Genomic DNA, 22,860 nt, shown 5'->3' with positions numbered 1-22,860 from the left:
TGACAAATATATTAATTAAAATGCTTGAAAAAACTTTTAGACGCAATTTCAAACATAGCTTTATCGCCAGAAGTATCGCCAAAAGCAAAAACCTCATCATATAATGTCAAATCGATTTCTTTTTCGATTCTATTTTTTTTCTCTTTTTTATTACAATTCGGAGACGCAAATTTCCCAGTAAAGAAACCTTGGTCATCAAATTCTGCCTTTGTGCAAATTAATCCCATTTGATAATAATCTGCAAATGGTTGCAACCAAAAATCAACTGAAGCCGAAACTATAAATTTATCATGATAATTACTTACCGATTTAATATAATCATCCGCTTTCGTATAAATTAAATCTGGGTATTTCGCTTTAAAATAATTCTGAGCGAGTAAATTGATTTCAAAATAAGATTTACCTTTTAAGATACTGCTGATGAATTTTTCCTTCACTTTTCCCGGATCTAAAATTTTCAATTTTGAGAAAATAAATAATGGAATAAAGAGAATGAAAATTTTCCGATATTCTGAAGGAGAACAAAACTTTAAAAAATCGAAAAGTGAATCTTTTTTAGTCAAAGTACCATCGAAATCAAAAAGATATAAATTACGATTCATTACATTTTTAATTTTTTGAAAATAAATTCAGGAATATTTCGAATGATCATCATAATTCCCCACCAAACAAAAGTTACATAAACAATGTTACGCTTCTTTTTATAAGCTTTGTAAATAATATCTGCGGCTTGATCTGGTTGAGCTGTTAAAGGCTTTGGAGTTTCAATATCAGCGGTCATTTCTGTATCCATGAAACCTGGAATTACCGTCATTACATGAACTTTTTTATGAAATAAATAATTCCTTAAACCTGCTAAATATGCAGTAAAACCTGCTTTAGCCGAACCATAAATAAAATTTGATTGACGACCTCTTTCGCCAGCAACCGAACTTAAAGCAATGATAGTTCCACTACCTTTTGCTTCCATTTTCTTCGCAAAAAAGTTAATTAAGAATATAAGTTTAGAATAATTGATTTCAACAATCTTCATTGTATTTTCAATATCATATAAACCTTCTTCGGTATTTTTTCCTAAAAATCCAGAAGCACAGAATAATAGATCAGAATCTATATGTTCAATCGTTTGGTAATTATTTTTTTTAGTTAAATCAAATTCAATAATCTCACATTTTTGATCGTATTTCGCTTCAATGTGATTTGCTAACTTCATGGTTTTATCAACATTTGAAGTAAACAAATACATCATCGGAAATCGTTGCCCTTCTTTTAAGACCTTTTCTATAAAAGCCAAAGAAATATCTGAATTACTACCTAATACAATCATTGTTTTTTAAATCGATTTATACGTTCGTTTTGAATTGACTCAAATTTAGTTGAATCAACATTTTTTAAATAATTTGTTAAACTTGGTTTGGACATAGCATCTTTCGTACGATAAATTCTACCTCCATTACGTTCAACAATTTCATCTAATTTTTCAATTAGTTTTTTAAGTCCTTTATTTACTTTAAAATCTAAAGCTAATGTATAACCTGGTTGAGGAAAAGAATTGTACGCTTTTGAATTACTTTCTCCAAATAATTTTAAAACAACTAAAAAAGAGCCATTTCCACTATCTGCAATTGTTTTCAAAATTTCTCGCATACCTTCCAATCCGTTATTTTTAGGAATAACAAACTGATATTGAATAAAACCATTTTTCCCGTATATACGATTCCAATTATGCACCATATCCAACGGATAGAAAAATTGATCATAATCAACATAATTCTTAACATGCTTTTTTAATTGCTTATTAAAATACAACCAATTAAAAACTTTTATTGATAAAGGATTCAAAGCAAAATTCGGAAAGAAAAATGGAATATTTAGCTTCGGTTTTTTCTTAATTTTTAAAGGATTTTTCTTTATATTTTCAGAAACTTCATCTAAAGTTGCGTGTTCCCCACGCAACATAATTGATTTACCCAAAGAATCACCTTTTTGTAAACAATCTAACCATGCCACTGTATAAGTCCAGGATTCAGACTCTTCAAATAATTTAAAAATTTCATCTAAATTTTTTGCTTGAATGGCTTCATTACGGATGTAGGCAGTTTCAATTTTTTTTAGTAAAAAACGAGCTGAAAGAATTACACCTGTTAATCCCATTCCACCAATCGTAGACCAAAATAATTCAGGATTATCGTTTCGTGAACAGCGTACAATTTCTCCGGATTCTATCATTAAATCAAAATAAACCAAATGCTCTGAAAAACATCCGTCCACATGATGATTTTTACCATGAACGTCAGAAGCAATTGCGCCACCAACTGTAATAAATTTTGTACCTGGAGTAACTGTAATAAAATATCCAGCAGGAACTGAGGCCTCTAAAATATCTGACAATAATACTCCAGCTTCAACCTCAATAAAACCTCTATCTCGGTCAAAATCTATAAATTTATTCCATTTTTTTGTAGAAATTACATCATTTTGAAATGAAGCATCACCGTAACATCTTCCATTTCCTCGTGCTATTAATTTATTAGAACTTGAAATTGCTTCCTTGTACTCATCTATAGACTGCGGAATATATTCGTTTGTTTTAATGGAAGGATACAACCCCCAATTGGTAATACTTTTTGATTTATTTATTCTCATTATTTAAAATAAATTAATAGAAAAAAGGTAATTCCCCATATAACAATTAATGTTTGCAGAAATATATCTTTAAAAATTAATTTGGTTGGAGATTCCGTTTTTTGAAATACAAATGTTTGTTGCAAATATCTAAGAATACCGGCGAAAACAAATACAAATGTATAAATTATGTAATGATGAAATTTGGATTGTGTTTCATCTGATAAAATAAACATCAGATAACTGACTATTGTAACTGTACATGAAATAACCAAAGCTGCATTAACGAAAGGTTCGTTGTAACCGTCTAATGATTTACGTGTAGTTCCGGTTAATTCTGCATTGATTAATTCTCCACGACGTTTGCCTAAAGCTAATATTAATGCCGCTGTAAATGTTAACAAAATAGTCCAGTCTGAAATGATAATTCCTGTGATATAGCCACCAACTAAAACACGCATTAAAAAACCTGTTGCGATAATCATTACATCAAGTATAGCGATTTGCTTTAATTTGAATGAATAAGCTACATTCATTAAAAAATACACCAATAATATTGCCCCAACTTTGTAATTCCCCAACAATAAGCTTCCGCCAATTGAAATAAGTAGTAATAGCAGAAATAATATTATAGCATTTTGTTTAGATATAGTTCCGGCAGCTAATGGACGATTTTTCTTTTCAGGATGCTTTTTATCTTTTTCGATATCTACATAATCGTTTATGATGTAAATACTACTCGCTACAAATGAAAATAACACAAAACCGACAAAAGATTGTATCATTAAATCTGTATTGAAAAAATTCCCTGAGAAGAATAATGGAATGAAAACAAATAGGTTTTTCACCCATTGTTTTACACGCATAAGTTTAAGGTATTGTTGCATTAGCTAGTTTTTAATTTGGTATAAATTACGCTTAAAGGGTAAATCATTAGTGATAATACTTTAAAATATTTTAAACCATTATTTAACTCAGAAATACCTTTTTTATTTAAAATACCATACAGATGATACCCAACAATATTTCTTATTAATGCTTTAGGATATTTATACAATTGCTTACCATAAGAATTAAGAAAAGATTTATAACCTTCCATTAAACCATAAGTATTTTTCCCAGACCATCTTGTATTAGAAACAGATTGTTTATCATCTTCATCTAAATGATAATTACGAACAACTTTGTTAATAAACCTAGTTTTTATTCCTTTTGCGTCATATGTATTAAAAAATACAGATTGAGGTATATATCCTTTATTTTTATAAATAGAATAATCAAATTTTTCAAGTAATCGCTGATAAGTTTTGGTTATAAACATACCATTTTTATCACCTCTTACTTTATATTTATAACGCATTTCTAATATAGTGCCATCAAAACCTTCATTAGGATATTTATCGCCGACCAACTCGCCATTTTCAAATTGAGATAATCCCATAACTGATATAAATTGATCTTGATCTGAAATTTTTTCAGCCTCATTATACAAAATTTCTAATGCATTAGCTGGGTAAGAATCATCAGAGTCGTATATCACAAAATACTTTGATTGGACTTTTTTAATCCCTTCAAATACTGTTATAAATTTATGTTGATTTTCATTCCAATGGTAATCGATATCTATTATTCCTTCACTTTGAAATTGAGAAACAATTTCATTTGTATTATCCGTAGATCCATCGTCCATGATAATCCATTTAAAATCTTTAAAAGTTTGATTTTTTAATGAATCATAAACTCTTGGTAGTGTATGTGCGCGATTGTATGTAGGAGTAACAATTGTAATTTTAGTTTCTCTCATTTTGTAATTTCAATTGATATTGTTGTTCAAAAACTTCTGAAACTTGACGATAAATTTCATTTTCATCAAATTTTTGATATGCTGTTTTAGTCCCGTCTATAATTTTATTTACTAAATCCGAATTGGTCATAAACTCTTTCATAGCTTGGTACATTTCGTCTTCATCATATTTAATTAAAACACCATCTACTCCATCTTCAATCATTTCAGAAATTCCACCAACGTTTGTTGATATTATAGGTTTTCTCATACACATTACCTCACCGATTACTAATGGATAAGATTCAGATTGTGTGGGTAAAATAAAAAAATCTGAAGCTTTAATGTATGGATATGGATTAGTTTGTGTATCAAACAAAATAAAAGAATCTTCTACATCAAGCTCTTTCCTTTGATTAATTAGATTTTCCATTTCATTACCACCACCAATAACTGCTATTTTATGCTGAAACCCTTCATCAAGTAAACGTCTATGTACCTTCATTAAGGTGTGATATCCTTTACGAGAATGTAATCTACCTAAAGAAGAAAATACAGGATACTCAGTTTTATAATCATATTCAAATAAATCAGCTTTAGCCAAAACCTCATCTACTTTTATAACGTTATAAATTACTGTGCTTTTTGGGTATGTTACTTGGTATAAATCATCGATAACTTGACGCGTTTGTTTAGAACCAAAAATCATAAAATCAAATTTTTTCATTTTTTCGATGCGACTCAAAACTCTTGCTTTGTCTTTATCGTAGCCAACATCTGAATGAAACCAACCGATTTTACGTGATTTCTTGTTTGGTGAATTTAATACCATATCAAATTCAGCATAACCAGGAGAAACTTCTATATCGTATTTTTCTGGAACTTTTAACTTATATAATATTGAAGGAAATTTATCATAAATTTCTAATTTCACTCTTCTCCATGCTAATTGGATCTTTTGAAATAAAGGATTTGAACTCATCTGTTCTTTTCCTTTTTCAACTACTATTAATTTAATATCATTAGGAATATCTTTTACTAATTCTCCTTGATGTAAATTAAGCATTAATGTGAAATCAAATTTATCTTTTGGTAGATTTCTTAATAAATCTAATACTACACGAGGAACTCCACCCATTTCTAATGAACGAAGCCTAAAAAGTACTTTGATTTTAGGTTTTTGGTTAGTTGTTTTCATAGTATTCTTAAAGATATACGAAAATACAATCTTTAATTACTAATTCTCAGTATTGAAATAAATTTAATTAGAAAATGACTAATTTTACAACATGTTTAAAATTGGTCAAAAAGTAAAAGTTATTGATGATGATATTTCTGGTGTAATCACTAAAACAAAAGGTGAATACGTTTACTTTAATGATGAATTTGGTTTTGATTATGAATACCATCAGTCAGATTTAATCAAAGATATTGAGATTGATTATGATGATTATAAGGATATCGAAATTAAAGAAATCACAAAAGCTGTTTTTAAAACATTTAGAAAATCACATCGTCATCCTTATTTAACAAGAGAAGTTGATTTACATATAGAAAATTTGGTTGATAATTGGAAAGATTTAGACAACTCTGAAATCTTACAAACACAATTAGACGTAGCTAGAAATGAAATTGAAAGAGCTATGCTAGAAAGTCAAATTCGATTAATATTAATCCATGGTTTTGGTAAAGGAATTTTGAAGAAAGAATTGACAAATTTACTGTATCGTTATACTAATTTAGAATTTTACGACGCGTCGTTTAAAGAATACCACGGAGATGCAATTGAAGTTAAATATATTTAAAAAGAGAAGCTTACAAGCTTCTCTTTTTTATAATGCATTTTTTATATAATTCATTAAATCAAAATAATTTTGACGATCAATACCATGTCCACTTCTATATTCGTGGTATTCATTTTTAATATTTAATTGATTCAATAAATCCTTTCCTAGTCTTGCAGCTGTTATTGGTAAAATTACATCTTCTGTTCCGTGAGACACGAAGAAATTTAAGTTTGAAAAATCTTTTGTTTGATCAAAATCTCCAATAATTTTATACTCAGGATACCCACTTAAAATCATTACATTTTTTACTTTTTCAGGATAATTCATTGCGATGGAATAACTTAAAATAGCTCCTTGACTAAAACCTGCGATAAAAACATTCTTTGAATCTAAGTTTTCTTGTTCAACGATTGCATCAATAAAACCAACTAATACCTCTCTTGATTCAACTGCCTGATTGATATCCATGTATTTTTCATTATTTTCAAAACTAATATCATACCATGCAAAACCACCGAATTGAATGTCATAACGAGCACGAACTGAAATTACATGTGCTGTTTCAGGCAAATCTGGAGTAAAACTAAATAAATCTTCTTCGTTACTCCCATAACCATGAATCAATAAAAACAATTGTGGATTTTCAGATTCAATTATGGGTTTTCTTTCAATATATTTAATTCCGTTTAATTCTTTCATTATTATACTTTTTGTAAAAATAATCGATATTCTTAACAAACAAAAAAGAGGAAAATTAATTTTCCTCTTTTTATTATACTTTAATATGTCCCCAATTTTCACCAGATTTTATACGATAAAGTTGCATTTCGCTAATACCAAATTGCTTTGCGATCAACTTTAATCGAGTTCGTCTATTAGGATCTAAAATCATTTTCTTAATTCTGATTACCTGAGTTGTCGTCAATTTATTTCCATCCATTTTCTTACGAGTTTCCAAAGATTTTTTTACACCTTCTTTATACAACGGACTTCCCATAAAATGATCTCTAAACTCTTCTTTTGTTGCCCAAAATAAATTGGTCGCCTGGCAATTGTCTTTTATATAATCTTTATGCAATAAGTATATTTGATCTTCAGTTGGTTTTTCTAAAAAATTTTCAGCAACCATGCGCGAAAACATTTTCGAATAGTTTTTTACTTTCCCATCCTTTGTTATTTTATATCGAAAAACCTTATAACCATTAATCAAAGAACCTTTTAATTCAGCACCATCCTCAATAACATTAGTATATCTAATCAATCTTCCATAATTAGATATTGCGTAAGTATATTTCAGTCCTTCTTCTAATTTTAAATCCTTAAAATTTTCTCCAATTAATACTTTAAACATAAATATTCAATTCTTTTTATTAAACTCTAAATTTTGACTAAAATCCTTCGAAAACTCCCAAACCGAAAAGAGCAAAATCGTATTTTACCGGATCGTTTTGATCCATTTCTCTCAATTTGAAATCTAATTCTTTCAATGCTTTTGCATCATTTTGTTTCCTTGTCAAAATCCCTAATTTTCTTGCTACGTTACCCGAATGAACATCTAACGGACACGATAATTTAGATGTTGGTATCGATTTCCAAATTCCTAAATCAACACCGTTTGCATCCTTCCTAACCATCCAACGTAACCACATATTTATACGCTTTGCAGCAGAATTATTTAACGGATCAGATATATGTTTTTTTGCCCTTTCTAAAGGTTCAATTTCAAAAAAAATAGTTTTAAACTTTGAAATAGCTTCTTGCATAGAATCATCGCTCTGATGCTGCGAAAAAACATTTTCTAAATCATGATAGGTAGTATAGATATGCTTTAAACTGCGTATGAAATATTTAAAATCATCAGCGTTAAAAGTTCTGTGTACAAATCCATCCGCCTTATTTAAATCATCTTCAGAAAAACTCATCACAAAATCATAAGGTGAATTTCCCATAATGTTCATCATTTTATTTGCATTATTGATGATCATTTTACGATTTCCCCAAGCGATAGTAGCCGCTAAAAAACCTGCAATTTCAATATCTTCTTTTTGTTGATATCGATGTGGAATTTGTACAGGATCTGTTTCAATAAAATCTAACGTATTGTATTGATTAACCTTTTCATCTAAAAAATCTTTAAGCTCGTCAAATTTCATTATACATTAAAATTCAGTTTGGAATTTCCCGTCGTGCATAACTAATTTTCGATCAGTTAAAGACGCCAATTCCTCATTATGTGTTACGATAACAAAAGTCTGACCAAATTCTTTTCTTAGATTAAAAAACAAATCATGTAGCTCTTCAGCATTCTTTGAATCTAAGTTACCCGAAGGTTCATCTGCAAAAACAACTTTTGGCTGATTTATTAAAGCTCGTGCTACTGCAATACGTTGTTGTTCACCTCCAGAAAGTTGATTCGGTTTGTGATTCATACGATGCGAAACACCTAAATAATCCATCAAATCTTTGGCACGTTTTTCTGCCTCCGATTTATTTGTTTTTCGAATAAAAGCCGGAATACAAATATTTTCTAACGCTGTAAATTCAGGTAACAATTGATGAAACTGAAAGATAAAACCAATATTTTCATTTCTAAATTTAGATAAATCACGGTCAGATAACTTAGTTATATCCTGACCATTTATTAAAATTTCTGTGTTATATTCTTTCGGTTCAGAACTTTTTTCTAATGTTCCTAAAATTTGTAGCAATGTTGTTTTTCCCGCACCAGATGCACCTACTATAGATACAACTTCACGCTCGGCGATCTCTAATGAAACATTTTTCAATACTTCAAGTTCGCCATATTTTTTTACAATATTTGTTGCCTTAATCATGATGCTGTAAATATAAGAAACTATTCAGTAACTATAATTTTTAAAGATTTGGATTGATACTTCGGAATTAATCCGTCAGGTGTTAAACCTATGAAAGCCTTATACTCACCAGGAGTTAATCTAGGCTGATAATTAAATTCAAAAACAAAACCATCTTTTTGTTCATACGGATTTGTCCAATTATTCATCGGAACATTAATTTCTTCTACAATATAATACTGTTGATCTTCCGTTATAAACAAGCTTAATTTTACTTTTTCCTTTTTTAACAAATCAATATCTATGTTATTTAATTGAATTTTAATTCGCGAAGGTACATTATACTTCAATTCTAATTCATTATCCTCTATTTCTAAAAATAAAGCTTCTGTATGATGAATTGGTTTATAATTATCAATAATGTTAATATAAAATTGTTTCTTTTTTAGTCCTTCAAAACTAAGCATAGATTCCTTCCAAGGAGTGATATATGTAAAAGGTTTATTTAATAAATTCTCAGTATCCCACAACGAGAATTGACTATGTCTATTTCCTAATGTGCGATAAACAACTCCTTGCCTATCTTGATTATAAAATTGAAAAATTGATGCTTCTTGATATTTTTCAAAAGCTACAATCTTGGTATGTGATAATTCGCCTGAAAGTTCTCCAAAAGTCTTTGTTTCGTAGAATGGTGAAAAGTAAGGAATCGTAATTATAATTCGTCCCACTATCATTAAACCTATTGTAGAAAAACCTAAAATTTCGAACTGTTTTGTATTTTCTTGTTTCCTGATATACCAGTATAATAGCAATCCTAACCCGATATAACTAATCAATAACCATTGTGCTTGTGTGGTATCTTTTATGGTTGAAATTAGAAAAAATAAGAAAGGTCCAACTACTAACCAAAATACTGATTTTTGAAATAAATCAGACTTATTAACATCTACTAAAGCTTTACCTATATAAATAAACAATAATCCAGCGGCACTTAGTATAGCAGTTAAAATGTAAATTAATGGTTGTGTGAAACTAAATTTTTGTTCCGCACTGCGATCAATAAAATGATACGAAATTGGCGGAAAATCATTTTGATACAACCAAAATAAATGTGGTGAATAAAGTAATAATGAAAATAAAACCGCGATATAGAATGTTTGTTTCTTTATTAAAAATGTTAGTATTGGTAATAAGGTAAAAGCTAAAACTAAAACTCCATGATATTTACTATACATCAAACCTGCGAAACATATTCCCAGTAAAGCTGTCCATCGAAATGCTTGATTTTTTATATAATTTTTTAATACATATAAATAAGAAACAGTAAAAAACAATAATGATGCGTCTGGAGTAGATACAAAGGAAAAAACTTGAACAAGCAATAAACTAAAATAAATTATAGTAAATAATTTAATTTCTTTTTTGGTTTTCGGTTCAACAATTTTCCAAAATAGATAAACCGTAATCGTATTAAATAAAACAGTGAAAAAACGTGCGCCAATTTCTCCATTAAATATAAAATCTGACAACGCAATCCAAAGAGCAATCATTGGTGGATGGTCAAAATATCCGAAGTCTAATTTTGTACTCCAAAGCCAATAATAAGCTTCATCATCAATTATTGGTGTAAAAATACCCTGAACTAAATTTAGGATAAATACTATTATTAATAATATACGAAGATTCATTTTACAATAGGTATAACATCACAAACTTAAAATATATTTTGTCAATTTTAAGGGATAATTAACCTAAAAACCTTAATTTATTTATTAAATTTAGATTAACCTGATAAAATTAATGATTCAAAATTTAGAATACCTCAACAATTATTCTATTTTTGTAATTGAAAAATCAAAAAAAATGAATCTTCACGAATATCAAGGAAAAGAAATTCTTAGTAAATATGGTGTGAGAGTTCAACGTGGAATTGTTGCAACTACACCAGAGGAAGCTGTTGAAGCCGCTAAAAAATTAACAGAAGAAACCGGAACAGGATGGCATGTTGTGAAAGCTCAAATTCATGCAGGTGGTCGTGGTAAAGGTGGAGGTGTTAAACTAGCCAAAAATTTAGACGAAGTTAAGGAAAGAGCAAACGATATTATCGGAATGCAATTAGTAACTCCTCAAACTTCTGCTGAAGGTAAAAAAGTTCACCAAGTTTTAATCGCTGAGGATGTTTACTATCCAGGTGAATCTGAAACTGAAGAGTACTATGTTTCTGTATTATTAGATCGTGCGACTGGTAAAAATATGATTATGTATTCTACTGAAGGTGGAATGGATATCGAAGAAGTTGCTGAATCTACTCCAGATAAAATCTTTACTGAAGAAATTGATCCTACAGTTGGAATCCAAGGTTTCCAAGCTCGTAAGATTGCTTTCAACTTAGGTTTATCAGGAAATGCATTTAAAGAAGGTGTTAAATTTATCACATCATTATACAATGCTTACGTTGCTATTGATGCATCTATGTTCGAAATTAACCCAGTATTAAAAACTTCTGATGATAAAATCATCGCAGTTGACGCTAAGGTTACTATTGACGATAACGCATTATTCCGTCACCCAGACATCGCTGCTTTACGTGATACACGCGAAGAAGATGAAACTGAAGTTGAAGCTGGTGAGGCTGGATTAAACTTCGTAAAATTAGACGGTAACGTTGGTTGTATGGTTAACGGAGCTGGTTTAGCAATGGCAACTATGGATATCATTAAATTATCTGGTGGTAATCCAGCTAACTTCTTAGATGTTGGTGGTACTGCTGATGCTGAACGTGTAGAAAAAGCTTTCCGTATCATTTTAAAAGATGAAAACGTAAAAGCTATTTTAGTTAACATTTTCGGAGGAATTGTACGTTGTGACCGTGTTGCTCAAGGTATCTTAGATGCTTACAAAAACATGGGAGACGCTATCAATGTTCCAATCATTGTTCGTTTACAAGGAACAAATGCAGAATTAGCTAAGCAAATGATTGATGAGTCTGGATTAGAAGTTCACTCAGCAATTACATTACAAAATGCAGCTGATAAAGTAAAAGAATTAGTAGCTTAATAAATACATTCATAAAAAAGTCATTCGGAATCGAATGACTTTTTTTTATTCTTTTTATAATGTGAAAAAATACCCCAATCGACACGAATCAATTGGGGTATTTTGTTTGTTATATTTTTGGATTAAATATCATCAAAATTGATATCAGTAAAAGATTCTAAATTAGTTTCTCCTTCATCCTTCTCATCAGATTTGTACTTCTTCGTATCAAAATCTTTTTGATGGCGTTCAGAAATTACTTCTTCACCTTTATTTTGAAATACATATTGAGTAGTTTCGTCTAACATATCTTTAAAACTTTCAAAATCTTCCTTATATAAATAGATTTTGTGTTTTTTATAGAAGAAAGAACCATCGTCTCCTGTATTCTTTTTACTTTCTGTAATTGTTAAATAATAATCACCAGCTCTCGTTTCTCTTACATCGAAAAAATAGGTACGTCTTCCCGCTCTCAATACTTTGGAAAATATTCCATCTGCCTCCATTTTTTCTAGATTTTCAAAATCACTCATATGGCTTAATAATAGTTGTTTGTTAAAAGTTTCCTAACAAAACTAAAAAAAAATATCAAATAACAAAACGAAGTGTTAAATAAAAACAAATTTTTAACCAAAATTGATTAAAAATTTTAATCTGCTATTTGTTTATTGAAAAGTTCGTAATAAAACCCTTTTTTAGCTAACAACTCTTCATGCGATCCACTTTCAACAATTTTTCCTTCGTCTAAAAATATAATTTGATCTGCATTTTTGGCTGACGAAACACGATGTGTAATTATAATTGATGTTTTAGCCTCAAAATCAGATGCTAAATTATTCAGGATTTGTTCTTCAGTTTCTGTATCAACAGCAGATAAACTATCATCAAATATTAAAATATTAGGATCATTAACTAATGCTCTTGCTATAGATACACGTTGTTTTTGACCACCAGAAAGTGTTACACCTCTTTCCCCTACAACGGTATCATATTTTTCTTTGAATCGATCAATATTACTAGCAACAACAGCTTTTTCGGCAAACTTTTTAGCTACGTCTACATCTGTTTCATCAGATCCAAATAAAATATTGTTAGTTAAAGAATCTGAAAATAAAAACGCTTCTTGTGGAACGTAACCAATTTCCTTTCGGATTGATTCTACACTAATTTCATGCATATTTTTATTATCAAATAATATTTTACCCGAAGTAGGCTCCAATAATCGTGCAACTAACAATGCTATTGTTGATTTTCCTGAACCTGTTTTACCTAAAACAGCAAGCGTTTCGCCTTTATTAATTTTAAAAGAAACATCATTTAAAGCTATAATCCCTGTATTTTCATAAACATAAGTTACGTTCTGGAATTCTATATCACCTTGAATTTGGATTTTATTATTTGGATGGTCGATAATCTCAGATTTCTGATTTAGGAATTCATTAATTCGAGCCATCGAAGCTTCAGCGCGTTGCACAACCGTTGTAATCCAACCTAAAGAAGTAAATGGCCAAATCAACATATTCAAATACAAGAAAAATTCTGCAATTGCTCCAATATCTAAATCACCATTAATGTATTTTAATCCACCTAAATAAAGAATAATTAAATTTGATACACCAACAATAATTACCATTAAAGGTCCAAACGCAGCCTGAATTTGAGATAAATGCAAGGCTTTTTTCTGGTACTCTTCAGCTTCTACAGCATATTTAGATTTTATATATTCTTCGGTATTAAAAGATTTTATCACGCGAATTCCTGCAAATGTATCTTGTACAGATGACGAAATTGTAGATTGCTGTTGTTGAACTTTTTTACTCCTTTGATTAATTTTATTCGCAACATTATAAATTAATATAGAAAGAATTGGCAAAGGCAAAAGTGTATATAAGGTAAGATCTGTATCGACACGAGACATAAAATAACCAATAATCAACACACGTGAAACTAAATCTACTGGATACATAATACCAGGACCTAAATACATACGCACCAATGCAACATCTTCTGTAATACGATTCATTAAATCCCCAGTCTTATTCTTTTTATAAAACGAAAGAGATAAATGTTGATAATGTTGGTAGATCTTATTTTTTAGATCAAATTCTATCAAACGAGAAGTCACAATAATCATTTGTCGCGTACCCACAGTTAATGCACCTCCAAGAATTTTAAATCCTAGGAAAGCTAAACTGGCATACATCAACCCTTGTTTTAGAAGATCTAAACTTTGTTCAGAATTTTCGCCAAAATTGGTTAATAATCCTTCTACCGTATTGATTGCCTCACGAATAAAAGTAACTGAATATACCTGCACAAAATTGGCAGATATCGTAAAAACGAAGCCTAATAATAGTCTCCATTTATACTTCCATAAAAAATTATTTAATTTCTGTAACGATTTCACAAAACAAAATTACATCTTTTTACTTACCTTTGCATTCTTAATAGACGTTATATCATTGAAATTATGTTGGGAAGAAGACAACTCCGCGAAAAAGTTATGCAAAGTGTATATGCATACAACAGTTTAGGAACTGAAGGTGACGAGAGAATTGTAGAGAAAAATTTGATGAAAGGTATTGATCAAATCTACGATTTATACATTTACTTACTAAACTTAGTTAAAGTTCAACAAGAAATTGCTTCAAATAAAATAGAACTTGTTAAAAACAAGAACTTTCCAACACAAGAGGATTTAAACCCAAACATGAAGTTTGTAAATAACAAGATGTTCAAAATTTTAAGCCAAAATTTAGAATTATCTCGTTACACGCAAAACAACAAAATGTACGATTGGGACATCTATGACACTTACCCGAATAACATTTTTAATAAATTAGTAGAAAGCGATTTATATAAAGATTACATGAAAAACGATGTAAATTCTTTTGATGAAGATCAAGAATTTATTATCAATTTCTTTGTAGAATTTATCGCAGAATACGAAGATTTACACGATTGGTTTGAAGGAATCCAATTAAATTGGGCAGATGATTTATACATTGCTAATTCAATGGTTCATATGACTTTAAAATCATTCCGTAGCTCTTCATCACCATTAATTAGCTTATTTAAAGTTTACAAAGATGCTGATGATAAGAAATTTACAGAAGAATTATTCCGTAAAACTGTTCGTCATCAAAAAGAAACTCGTCAAATTGTAGAAGATAAAGCTAGTAACTGGGAAATTGATCGTATTGCTACAATCGATTTAATTATTTTAGAAATGGCGTTGACTGAGTTTTTACACTTCCCTAATATTCCAGCAAAGGTTACAATTAATGAATATATCGAATTAGCTAAAAATTATTCGACAGAAAAATCAAAGATTTTTGTTAACGGAATCTTAGATAAAACCTTAAAAGAGTTAAAAGACAACAATAACTTACCAAAATACGGTAGAGGATTATTATAATTCCATTTTATTTTTTTTAAATTTGGTAAAACTTATTTCTTAAAAAAATGAAAACAAAATTATTTATATTAGGTGTTGCTGCATTAGTTATGACAACTACAGCTTGTAAAGAAGAAAAAGCAACAGATTTATATTCTGAAGAAGAAATTGCTGAACAAGCAAGTAAAGTTGTAGATCCTGCAACAGCGCCTGTAATGACTTTAGCTGAAGCTACACACGATTTTGGAGATGTTAAAGCAAACGAAAAAGTACAAGCTTACATCAAATTTACAAATAGTGGAAAATCTCCATTAATTATCCAAGATGCTTCTGCTACTTGCGGATGTACAGTTCCTGAATTCCCTAAAACACCAATTGCGGTTGGTGCAACAGATTCTATTAAAGTAGAATATACAGCAGGAAACATGAACGGTAAACAACAAAAAACTGTTACATTAGTAACAAATACAGCTAACGGAACTGAGCAATTCAACATTTCTGCAAATGTTGTTGGAGCTACAGAAGCTGCTCCTAATGCTCAACAAGCATTTGGACAATAATTATTTAAAATTTAAAAATGATTCAAACAATATTTTTACAAGCAGAAAGTGGTGGAATGATGTCTATCCTTATGCTTGGTGGGATGTTCGCAATTATGTATTTCTTCATGATTCGACCACAACAGAAAAAAGCAAAAGAAGAAAAAACATTCCAAGCTGAAATTAAAAGAGGTTCTCAAGTTGTTACAACATCAGGAATTCATGGTAAGATTAATGAAATCTATGATGATGCTGTAATCATTGAAACTGGAGCTGGAAAAATTAAATTTGAGAAAGCTGCGATTTCAAGAGAATTAACTTTAGCTCGTTACAGCAAAAATGTAACGAAAGAAGTTGAAAAAACTGAGGATTAAGTAAAAGATAAAACTTTCTTAAAATATTAAAATGCCGAGGAAATCCTCGGCATTTTATTTTAAATTGAATCCATGAAAAAAACAACCACAAAAATAATTGGACTAACTGGAGGAATTGGATCAGGAAAAACAACAGCAGCTAAATATTTTGAAGAATTAGGTTTTCCTTTATACAATTCTGATTTAAGAGCCAGAAAAATTCAAAATGAAAATCCTGAAGTTATTCAAAAAATAAAAAATTTATTTGGCGAAGAGGCTTATAATGAAGATGGAATGAATAGGCATTTTATCGCTGCACAAACTTTCAACGATAAGGATAAACTACAACAATTAAACGCAATTGTTCATCCCGCTGTTTTCAATGATTTCAAAAATTGGGTTGATGAACAAAATTCTGCTTATGTCATCAAAGAAGCTGCTATTTTGATAGAAAGTGGAAGTTATAAAGATTGTGACATAATTATTTCTGTAATTGCTGATAAAGAAATTAGAATTGCACGCACCATTGAAAGAGATGGATTAACGCGAGAACAGATTTTAACACGTATGGCAAATCAATTAAGTGATGATGAAAGAAAAGAATTTTCAGATTATGTAATTGATAATAGTCAAGATTTGACTTACTTGTATCAACAAGTGAAAAATATTGTTGACAACATCAAAAAAACGTAATTTTGAACCATATTACAATCAAATGAGAAAAGGTTTTTATAAAGTCTTGATTGCTATCATGAGTATTGCTTTAATTGGATTAATGATTATCCAATTTTATTGGCTGAATTTAACTTTCCGTTCGGGGTTAGAGAATTTCAATACCAGCGTATACCAAGCAATGAATGCAACTACTACAAAGGTTAATAAATACGAAATTGAGAAATATTATTATAAATTAAATAACATCAATAGTGATTTAAAGGCAAGTGTGGATAAACCACAAGCTTTCTCATCACAAATTATTAAAGATTCTTTAGGCGTAACTTATGCTTATGTTACTAAATATGTTGTTGAAAAATCTATGGTTCCGATTTCTGGAACTTATAATGACAGTTTAACAAAAGCTAACATTTATACGCAAGAAAAAGTATATAAAATTGATAAAGATTCCGCTTCGAGAGGAGTAGGAAATTTAAACCTTAATTTGGAAGAATCTTTACGAGATGGTACATATACAATAGAAAATATGGCTCGTTGGGATGCTGGTACTACTCCACTCGACAAACGTATTTCTTACAAAATGTTAGATTCTATTTTCAAGAAAGAATTAATAAAATACGGAATAAAAGCTACTCCTCGAATTGGTATTATTACAAAAGATTCTTTATTAACAAATATCAAATCTGAGAATTTTAAAGAAAAGAACATCAAATTTACAGTTCCACTATTTTATGATAGAAATGACCATGCTGAATATAATTTAACAGCATATTTTCCAGATCAGAATTATGTAATTTTAGGCGATGTAATTCCAATTGTGTCGTTAACATTTATCCTTACAATGATTATTGTGACAGTATTTGCTTTAGCCATTTATTACATGCAAATGCAACGTCGTATATCTGAAATTAAGACTGATTTCATCAATAACATGACACATGAATTCAAAACCCCTATTGCAACTATCAACATTGCATCGGATGCTTTAAAGAATTCTAAGATCATTTCTGAACCTGAAAAGGTGAAATATTATGCCGATTTGATCAAGCAAGAAAACAAACGTATGAACGCTCATGTAGAGATGGTTTTAAGAATGGCTAAGCTTGAAAGAAATCAAATGGATTTAAATATTGAAGAAGTAAACATGAATGGTATAGTTCAAAAAAGTATAGAACCTATACGTTTTATTGTTGAAGAAAGAAATGGTACAATATTTGAACAATACAATGCAGATAAAGTTTTTGTAAACGGAGATCCTTTTCATTTAGAAAATATAATTATTAATGTGTTAGACAATGCACGTAAATATTCAACTGGAAAGCCTGAGGTTTATGTTAAAACTTATAATACAGATAAACACTTTGTTGTAGAAGTAAAAGACAAAGGAATTGGTATGTCGCCAACTGTATTGAAAAAAATATTTGAACAATTTTATAGAGAAGAAACAGGAAATATACATAATGTAAAAGGACATGGACTAGGTTTGGCTTATGTTAAAAAAATTGTACAACTTCACGAAGGTGAAGTTTGGGCAGAAAGTCAGCCAGATAAAGGCAGTACATTTTACATTAAAATTCCTTTAAAATCATAGATCAATGAGTGATAAACAAAAATTACTTTTAGTAGAAGATGATCCTAGCTTTGGAAGTGTATTAAAAGATTATTTAGTAATAAATGATTTCGACGTAACTCACGCGATTGACGGAGAGGATGGTCTAGCGAAATTCAAGGAAAGTGATTATGATTTATGTATCTTAGATGTAATGATGCCTAAAAAGGACGGATTTACATTAGGAAAAGAAATCAAAGAGTTAAAAAATGAACAACCAATTATATTTTTAACTGCGAAAAACATGCGTGAAGATGTTTTGACAGGTTATAAGATTGGTGCAGATGATTATGTTTTAAAACCATTTGACTCTGAAGTTTTATTATACAAAATTAAAGCGGTATTACAACGTAATTCTGGTGAAGAAGAGAAATTTGAGCAAGAAGATTTTAAAATCGGTAGATTCAATTTTAATGCTAAATTGAGACAATTAATTTACGATGGCAAATCTCAGAAATTATCTCCGAAAGAAAATGAATTATTACGTTTACTTGCGGTTTATAAAAATGATTTAATGCCACGAGAGATTGCATTAACTCGTATTTGGCATGATGATAATTATTTTACATCTCGTTCGATGGACGTTTATATTGCAAAATTACGTAAGTATTTAAAGAAAGATCCTGCAGTAGAGATTGTAAATATCCATGGAGAAGGATTTAGATTATTAGTACAAGAATAAATTTAATTATTTATACCAAAGAAAAACCTCAACATTGTATGTTGAGGTTTTTTTATGTACTTTTTAGTTATCGACTTCTGCTCCATTTTTAAGGTATTGGTCCCTAAATTTATTCGCCCATTTAAACCATTCATTATATTGAGCGTATGGATGATTAGATATCTCTAAAAATGATTTTATATAATCATCAGAGAAGTCTTTAGGATAATTTTCCATTGAGTCAAATTCTCCAATAAGCCATGCTTCATTTAAGATATAATTCATTCGATTTACATCAAATTGATTCACTTCTTTATGATAAGATCCTGTTGCAGAAGATTTAAATGTCGTCTTCAAAAGTTCTTTAGAAGTTCTTGCAAATTTTATTTCACGATTCTTATGATAATAAGCTGCTGCATTTCGTAATTGTTGCTTCTCGTCTACCTTACCATGCGCATCTTCCCAAATAGCCAACCAATATTCTTTTTGATAAAGTCCCATTAGAATCGAATTAATTGCCCAGTATTTTCTTTTCGTTAGATTATTTACAATACCTAATTTATAAAGAATCGAAAAAAAATTAAGTTTATTATACATAAATAAATCCATGATGAACTTATTAGATGTAAACATATTTTTGGGGCTTAATTGATGTAAGGTTTCCGATAAAGGCTTTATATCGCAAAATTGATCATCACGAAAATTTCCTAACCAACCTAATTTTGTTAAAACGATATTTCTTGTTTTCATCATTTCAACAATTTCATCTAAATTCGTGTAATCTGTCAGCCATACATCATCCTCTATAACCAATACATAATCTGAAGAATTTCGAATTGCATTGTACCACAAATCTGTAGGTATAGAGAATCCATCAATTGGTTTTCCTGTTTTAATATTATCATCAATTGATTGATTCTTTTCTTCAAACTGATTAGATTTTTTTAGAATTATATTGGGATACAATTGGATTATTTTCTCTAAATATTTTTTTGGTGTTCCATCATCTAATATTATTATTTCATATTCACCCTTAATATACAGAGATAAACTTTTAAGACAACGATCTAAATAAAAAGGACGATTAAATGATTTGATAATAATTGTTGTCATATCAATTTTCTCCATATTTTTTTTATGAACGTATTTTCTTTTTCAAAAAGGAACTTAGATAAATTAGAAATATTATTGGGATTCTGACCATATATTCTATTTAATCCTCTCCTATTACACGTATCTAAAAGGACTTGGTTCCAATTGGAATTTAATTTATCTTTTTTTGATTTATCTTGAGACACACCTTTATCATGAAGTCGATACAAATATTGAAACTGATCTATAAAATAAAAATCACCTATTTCATATAATTTCATATATAAATCTTGATCCACAGCAGATGTCAAGTTTTCATTAATTCCTGAAGTTTTGAAATACGCTTCTCTTTTAAAGGAAAATAAATGAGCCACTTCTAGATTAACATTAAAAAAATACGGATTCTTATTTTTTATTTTCTTTGAAAATTTGAAGATGCCATTCTGATTTGATTTATCATCAATTAATTTAATTTTCGAATAAGTAGCAATAATTGAAGGATTAACACTATATACATCTTGTATTTCTTCTAAAGCGTTATTTACAATTGCATCATCGGGATCTACAAATAAGCATATTTCGCCATTGGCTTCTTCCACACATCGATGCTTGGTATATCCCACCTTTTTGTTTTCGGAATTTTGAAAAAGTTTGATTTTAGAATCAGATAATGCTAATTCTTTTAACTTCTGATAGGAATCATCGGTAGAATAATCATCAACTATAATAATCTCAAAATCTTGAAAAGTTTGATTTTTTAGGGATTGATAACATTCTTGAAAATAATTCCAATTGTTATAATGTGCTATTAAAATAGAGAATTTCATGTTAAAGCGATTTTATTAGATGCTCTTGCTTATTAATAATAATAGAATTAGATGGCACATCCTTATGTATAACACATCCTGCACCAATAATAACATTATCGCCAATTGTTACATCTTTTAGAATAACTACATTTGCACCTGTCCACACATTATCTCCCATTTTAATAAACCCTATATTAAAATCGGTTTTAGCCACCGAAAAAGGCTCAACAGAATATTGATGGTTATGATCAAATAATTTCATCCCTTCACCCAAAATACAATTTCTTCCGATTTCTATTTTACCTAAACAGGAAATGGTAGCTCGTGTAATATAAGTACCCTCGCCAATCGAAAATTCTGCACCTTTTTTTATAGTAATATAATTGGATTCGTTAATGGTTACATTATTCTCGATTGTAATAGTGGCAGTGGATGAAATATCGAAATAATTATTAAACCCTAATTTAAAATTAGATGCTATTCGAGATTGAGGATTTTGCTTAAATAATTTATACGCTTGCTCTCTTTTGGCTTTCTCGAATAATTTAAAAATTATTATTAATAATTTATTTAACATACTATGGAAATATTAATACACAAATATAAGTGGTAATGTAAATATAAATTATTTAAATTTGATGATAGAAAATCATTCATTCTCAAAATGTCAGAATTAAATCAATATCCATTAGTTAGTATCAATATTCCCGTTTTTAAATGCGAAGATTTTATTATTAGATGTTTAGAATCGGTAAAAAATCAAACTTATAAAAATTATGAAATAATATTAGTGAATGATTGTACTCCAGATGGAAGTATAGCATTAATAGAAGAATTTATAAACTCTAATACTGACATATCTATACGCTTAATTCACCATAAAATAAATAGTGGATTATCAGTAGTACGAAATACAGGGATTGATCATTCAAAAGGTGAGTATATTTATTTTTTGGATAGTGATGATAATATAACAGAAGATTGTATTGAACACTTAATTAATAATGCTATAAATTCAAATGCAGATTTGATAATAGGGCAAAATAGATGGATAAATACCTTTGATAATTCTGTTAAAGATTTTGGTTTTCCTACAATGTCTAAAAATGATCATTTAATTGGTAATGATGTCATTTTTAAAGCTTATTGTAAAGGTGAATTTCCGGTATCTTCATGGAATAAATTAATACGTTTAGATTTTATTAAAAGTAATAAAATATATTTTGTTCCTGGTTTATATGCTCAAGATGAATTATGGTTTTTTCATTTAATGGAGAAAATTAATTCTGTTTCAATTGATAGAGCTATTACTTATAATTACTATTTACATTCTAATTCTGTTATTTTCAATCGTACAAAAAAGAATTCCGAAAATCATCAGACAATTCTAGAATTGGTTACTAAATCTTATAATCACACTAATAATATTGAAAGACGTAAGCTAATTAGAGGTTGGATTATTAATTTTAAAACATTAATTATTCAAATGCAATGGAAAATATTGAAAGATGAAAATTATTTTAAAATCAATTACAATCGTATGAAAAAAGCTCCTTCTTTAACTTTGTTAGATTATTTATCTCCATATTTTACTTTACATCAAAAAAAAGAAAACTTCTTATTAAATCTTCCAACTAACTTAGGCTTTAAAGTTTTTAAAAAACGTTATGAGGGATGA

The 22,860-nt window shown here is 29.1% G+C and carries 25 protein-coding genes; 9 read left to right on the top strand and 16 right to left on the bottom strand.

The window, feature by feature from the left end:
* Positions 1-11 precede the first annotated feature (11 nt).
* The 6 genes from J9309_RS07080 to J9309_RS07055 are packed head-to-tail and all read right to left on the bottom strand — an operon-like array spanning position 12 to position 5,606.
* A complete protein-coding gene (locus J9309_RS07080; RefSeq protein WP_230475211.1) occupies positions 12-602 on the bottom strand; it encodes an HAD-IB family phosphatase in 591 nt (196 codons plus the stop codon).
* Positions 602-1,327: an SDR family NAD(P)-dependent oxidoreductase gene (locus J9309_RS07075; RefSeq protein ID WP_230475210.1), complete on the bottom strand. Its 726-nt coding sequence runs from the start codon at positions 1,325-1,327 to the stop codon at positions 602-604. The genes J9309_RS07080 and J9309_RS07075 overlap by 1 nt, the downstream gene beginning before the upstream one ends.
* Positions 1,324-2,646, bottom strand: coding sequence for an FAD-binding oxidoreductase (locus J9309_RS07070; RefSeq protein WP_230475209.1), 1,323 nt, complete (start codon positions 2,644-2,646; stop codon positions 1,324-1,326). The genes J9309_RS07075 and J9309_RS07070 overlap by 4 nt, the downstream gene beginning before the upstream one ends.
* Positions 2,646-3,512: a decaprenyl-phosphate phosphoribosyltransferase gene (locus tag J9309_RS07065; RefSeq protein ID WP_230475208.1), complete on the bottom strand. Its 867-nt coding sequence runs from the start codon at positions 3,510-3,512 to the stop codon at positions 2,646-2,648. The genes J9309_RS07070 and J9309_RS07065 overlap by 1 nt, the downstream gene beginning before the upstream one ends.
* Positions 3,512-4,429 (bottom strand): glycosyltransferase family A protein, encoded by a 918-nt coding sequence (locus J9309_RS07060; RefSeq protein ID WP_230475207.1) that lies wholly within the window; start codon positions 4,427-4,429, stop codon positions 3,512-3,514. Before J9309_RS07060 ends, J9309_RS07065 begins: the two co-directional genes overlap by 1 nt.
* A complete protein-coding gene (locus J9309_RS07055; RefSeq protein WP_230475206.1) occupies positions 4,416-5,606 on the bottom strand; it encodes a glycosyltransferase in 1,191 nt (396 codons plus the stop codon). The genes J9309_RS07060 and J9309_RS07055 overlap by 14 nt, the downstream gene beginning before the upstream one ends.
* Positions 5,607-5,697: 91 nt before the next feature.
* On the opposite strand from J9309_RS07055, the gene J9309_RS07050 reads away from it, so the two are divergent.
* Positions 5,698-6,213: a hypothetical protein gene (locus tag J9309_RS07050; RefSeq protein ID WP_230475205.1), complete on the top strand. Its 516-nt coding sequence runs from the start codon at positions 5,698-5,700 to the stop codon at positions 6,211-6,213.
* 27 nt (positions 6,214-6,240) lie between these two features.
* On the opposite strand, the gene J9309_RS07045 is transcribed toward J9309_RS07050, so the two are convergent.
* From J9309_RS07045 to J9309_RS07025, 5 genes are all read right to left on the bottom strand, one after another.
* A complete protein-coding gene (locus J9309_RS07045) occupies positions 6,241-6,894 on the bottom strand; it encodes an alpha/beta hydrolase (RefSeq protein WP_230475204.1) in 654 nt (217 codons plus the stop codon).
* A gap of 73 nt (positions 6,895-6,967) precedes the next feature.
* Positions 6,968-7,546 (bottom strand): helix-turn-helix domain-containing protein, encoded by a 579-nt coding sequence (locus J9309_RS07040; protein ID WP_230475203.1) that lies wholly within the window; start codon positions 7,544-7,546, stop codon positions 6,968-6,970.
* Positions 7,547-7,583: 37 nt separating this feature from the next.
* Positions 7,584-8,348 (bottom strand): TIGR02757 family protein, encoded by a 765-nt coding sequence (locus J9309_RS07035; protein ID WP_230475202.1) that lies wholly within the window; start codon positions 8,346-8,348, stop codon positions 7,584-7,586.
* Between the two features lie 6 nt (positions 8,349-8,354).
* A complete protein-coding gene (locus J9309_RS07030; RefSeq protein ID WP_230475201.1) occupies positions 8,355-9,029 on the bottom strand; it encodes an ABC transporter ATP-binding protein in 675 nt (224 codons plus the stop codon).
* A 20-nt stretch (positions 9,030-9,049) separates the two neighbouring features.
* Positions 9,050-10,699 (bottom strand): ArnT family glycosyltransferase, encoded by a 1,650-nt coding sequence (locus tag J9309_RS07025; RefSeq protein ID WP_230475200.1) that lies wholly within the window; start codon positions 10,697-10,699, stop codon positions 9,050-9,052.
* A gap of 175 nt (positions 10,700-10,874) precedes the next feature.
* On the opposite strand from J9309_RS07025, the gene sucC reads away from it, so the two are divergent.
* Positions 10,875-12,068 (top strand): ADP-forming succinate--CoA ligase subunit beta, encoded by a 1,194-nt coding sequence (gene sucC, locus J9309_RS07020; RefSeq protein WP_230475199.1) that lies wholly within the window; start codon positions 10,875-10,877, stop codon positions 12,066-12,068.
* 122 nt (positions 12,069-12,190) lie between these two features.
* Here the strand turns inward: sucC and J9309_RS07015 are convergent, their stop codons facing one another.
* Together J9309_RS07015 and J9309_RS07010 are read right to left on the bottom strand one after the other, a co-directional pair.
* On the bottom strand, positions 12,191-12,580 hold the full coding sequence (locus tag J9309_RS07015) for a PUR family DNA/RNA-binding protein (protein ID WP_230475198.1): 390 nt from the start codon (positions 12,578-12,580) through the stop codon (positions 12,191-12,193).
* Positions 12,581-12,696: 116 nt separating this feature from the next.
* On the bottom strand, positions 12,697-14,454 hold the full coding sequence (locus J9309_RS07010) for an ABC transporter ATP-binding protein (protein ID WP_230475197.1): 1,758 nt from the start codon (positions 14,452-14,454) through the stop codon (positions 12,697-12,699).
* Between the two features lie 63 nt (positions 14,455-14,517).
* Between J9309_RS07010 and nusB the strand changes: the two genes are divergently transcribed.
* The 6 genes from nusB to J9309_RS06980 all read left to right on the top strand — a co-directional run bounded on the left by nusB (position 14,518) and on the right by J9309_RS06980 (position 19,302).
* The gene (nusB, locus tag J9309_RS07005) at positions 14,518-15,465 is read left to right on the top strand and encodes a transcription antitermination factor NusB (protein ID WP_230475196.1); all 948 of its coding nucleotides are present in this window, start codon (positions 14,518-14,520) and stop codon (positions 15,463-15,465) included.
* 47 nt (positions 15,466-15,512) lie between these two features.
* Positions 15,513-16,004: a DUF1573 domain-containing protein gene (locus J9309_RS07000; RefSeq protein WP_230475195.1), complete on the top strand. Its 492-nt coding sequence runs from the start codon at positions 15,513-15,515 to the stop codon at positions 16,002-16,004.
* 17 nt (positions 16,005-16,021) lie between these two features.
* Positions 16,022-16,357 carry a preprotein translocase subunit YajC gene (yajC, locus tag J9309_RS06995; protein WP_230475194.1) on the top strand — a complete coding sequence of 112 codons (336 nt, stop codon included), beginning with the start codon at positions 16,022-16,024 and terminating at the stop codon, positions 16,355-16,357.
* A 72-nt stretch (positions 16,358-16,429) separates the two neighbouring features.
* On the top strand, positions 16,430-17,029 hold the full coding sequence (gene coaE, locus J9309_RS06990) for a dephospho-CoA kinase (protein WP_230475193.1): 600 nt from the start codon (positions 16,430-16,432) through the stop codon (positions 17,027-17,029).
* A gap of 22 nt (positions 17,030-17,051) precedes the next feature.
* Positions 17,052-18,602 (top strand): sensor histidine kinase, encoded by a 1,551-nt coding sequence (locus J9309_RS06985; protein WP_230475192.1) that lies wholly within the window; start codon positions 17,052-17,054, stop codon positions 18,600-18,602.
* 4 nt (positions 18,603-18,606) lie between these two features.
* Positions 18,607-19,302, top strand: coding sequence for a response regulator transcription factor (locus J9309_RS06980; RefSeq protein WP_230475191.1), 696 nt, complete (start codon positions 18,607-18,609; stop codon positions 19,300-19,302).
* Between the two features lie 63 nt (positions 19,303-19,365).
* Here J9309_RS06980 and J9309_RS06975 read toward each other — a convergent pair whose 3' ends face one another.
* Genes J9309_RS06975 through J9309_RS06965 form a run of 3 tightly spaced genes read right to left on the bottom strand, consistent with a single transcriptional unit; the run spans position 19,366 to position 21,759 of the window.
* Positions 19,366-20,409 (bottom strand): glycosyltransferase, encoded by a 1,044-nt coding sequence (locus J9309_RS06975; protein WP_230475190.1) that lies wholly within the window; start codon positions 20,407-20,409, stop codon positions 19,366-19,368.
* Positions 20,391-21,200 (bottom strand): glycosyltransferase family 2 protein, encoded by an 810-nt coding sequence (locus J9309_RS06970; protein WP_230475189.1) that lies wholly within the window; start codon positions 21,198-21,200, stop codon positions 20,391-20,393. Before J9309_RS06970 ends, J9309_RS06975 begins: the two co-directional genes overlap by 19 nt.
* A 1-nt stretch (position 21,201) precedes the next feature.
* Positions 21,202-21,759, bottom strand: coding sequence for an acyltransferase (locus J9309_RS06965; protein WP_230475188.1), 558 nt, complete (start codon positions 21,757-21,759; stop codon positions 21,202-21,204).
* Between the two features lie 87 nt (positions 21,760-21,846).
* Between J9309_RS06965 and J9309_RS06960 the strand changes: the two genes are divergently transcribed.
* On the top strand, positions 21,847-22,860 hold the full coding sequence (locus J9309_RS06960; protein WP_230475187.1) for a glycosyltransferase family 2 protein: 1,014 nt from the start codon (positions 21,847-21,849) through the stop codon (positions 22,858-22,860).

The sequence above is a fragment of the Faecalibacter bovis genome (assembly GCF_017948305.1).
GTDB lineage: Bacteria > Bacteroidota > Bacteroidia > Flavobacteriales > Weeksellaceae > Empedobacter > Empedobacter bovis.
Note: the sequence above shows the minus strand (reverse complement) of the source record. Positions and strands in the feature narration are given on the sequence as shown.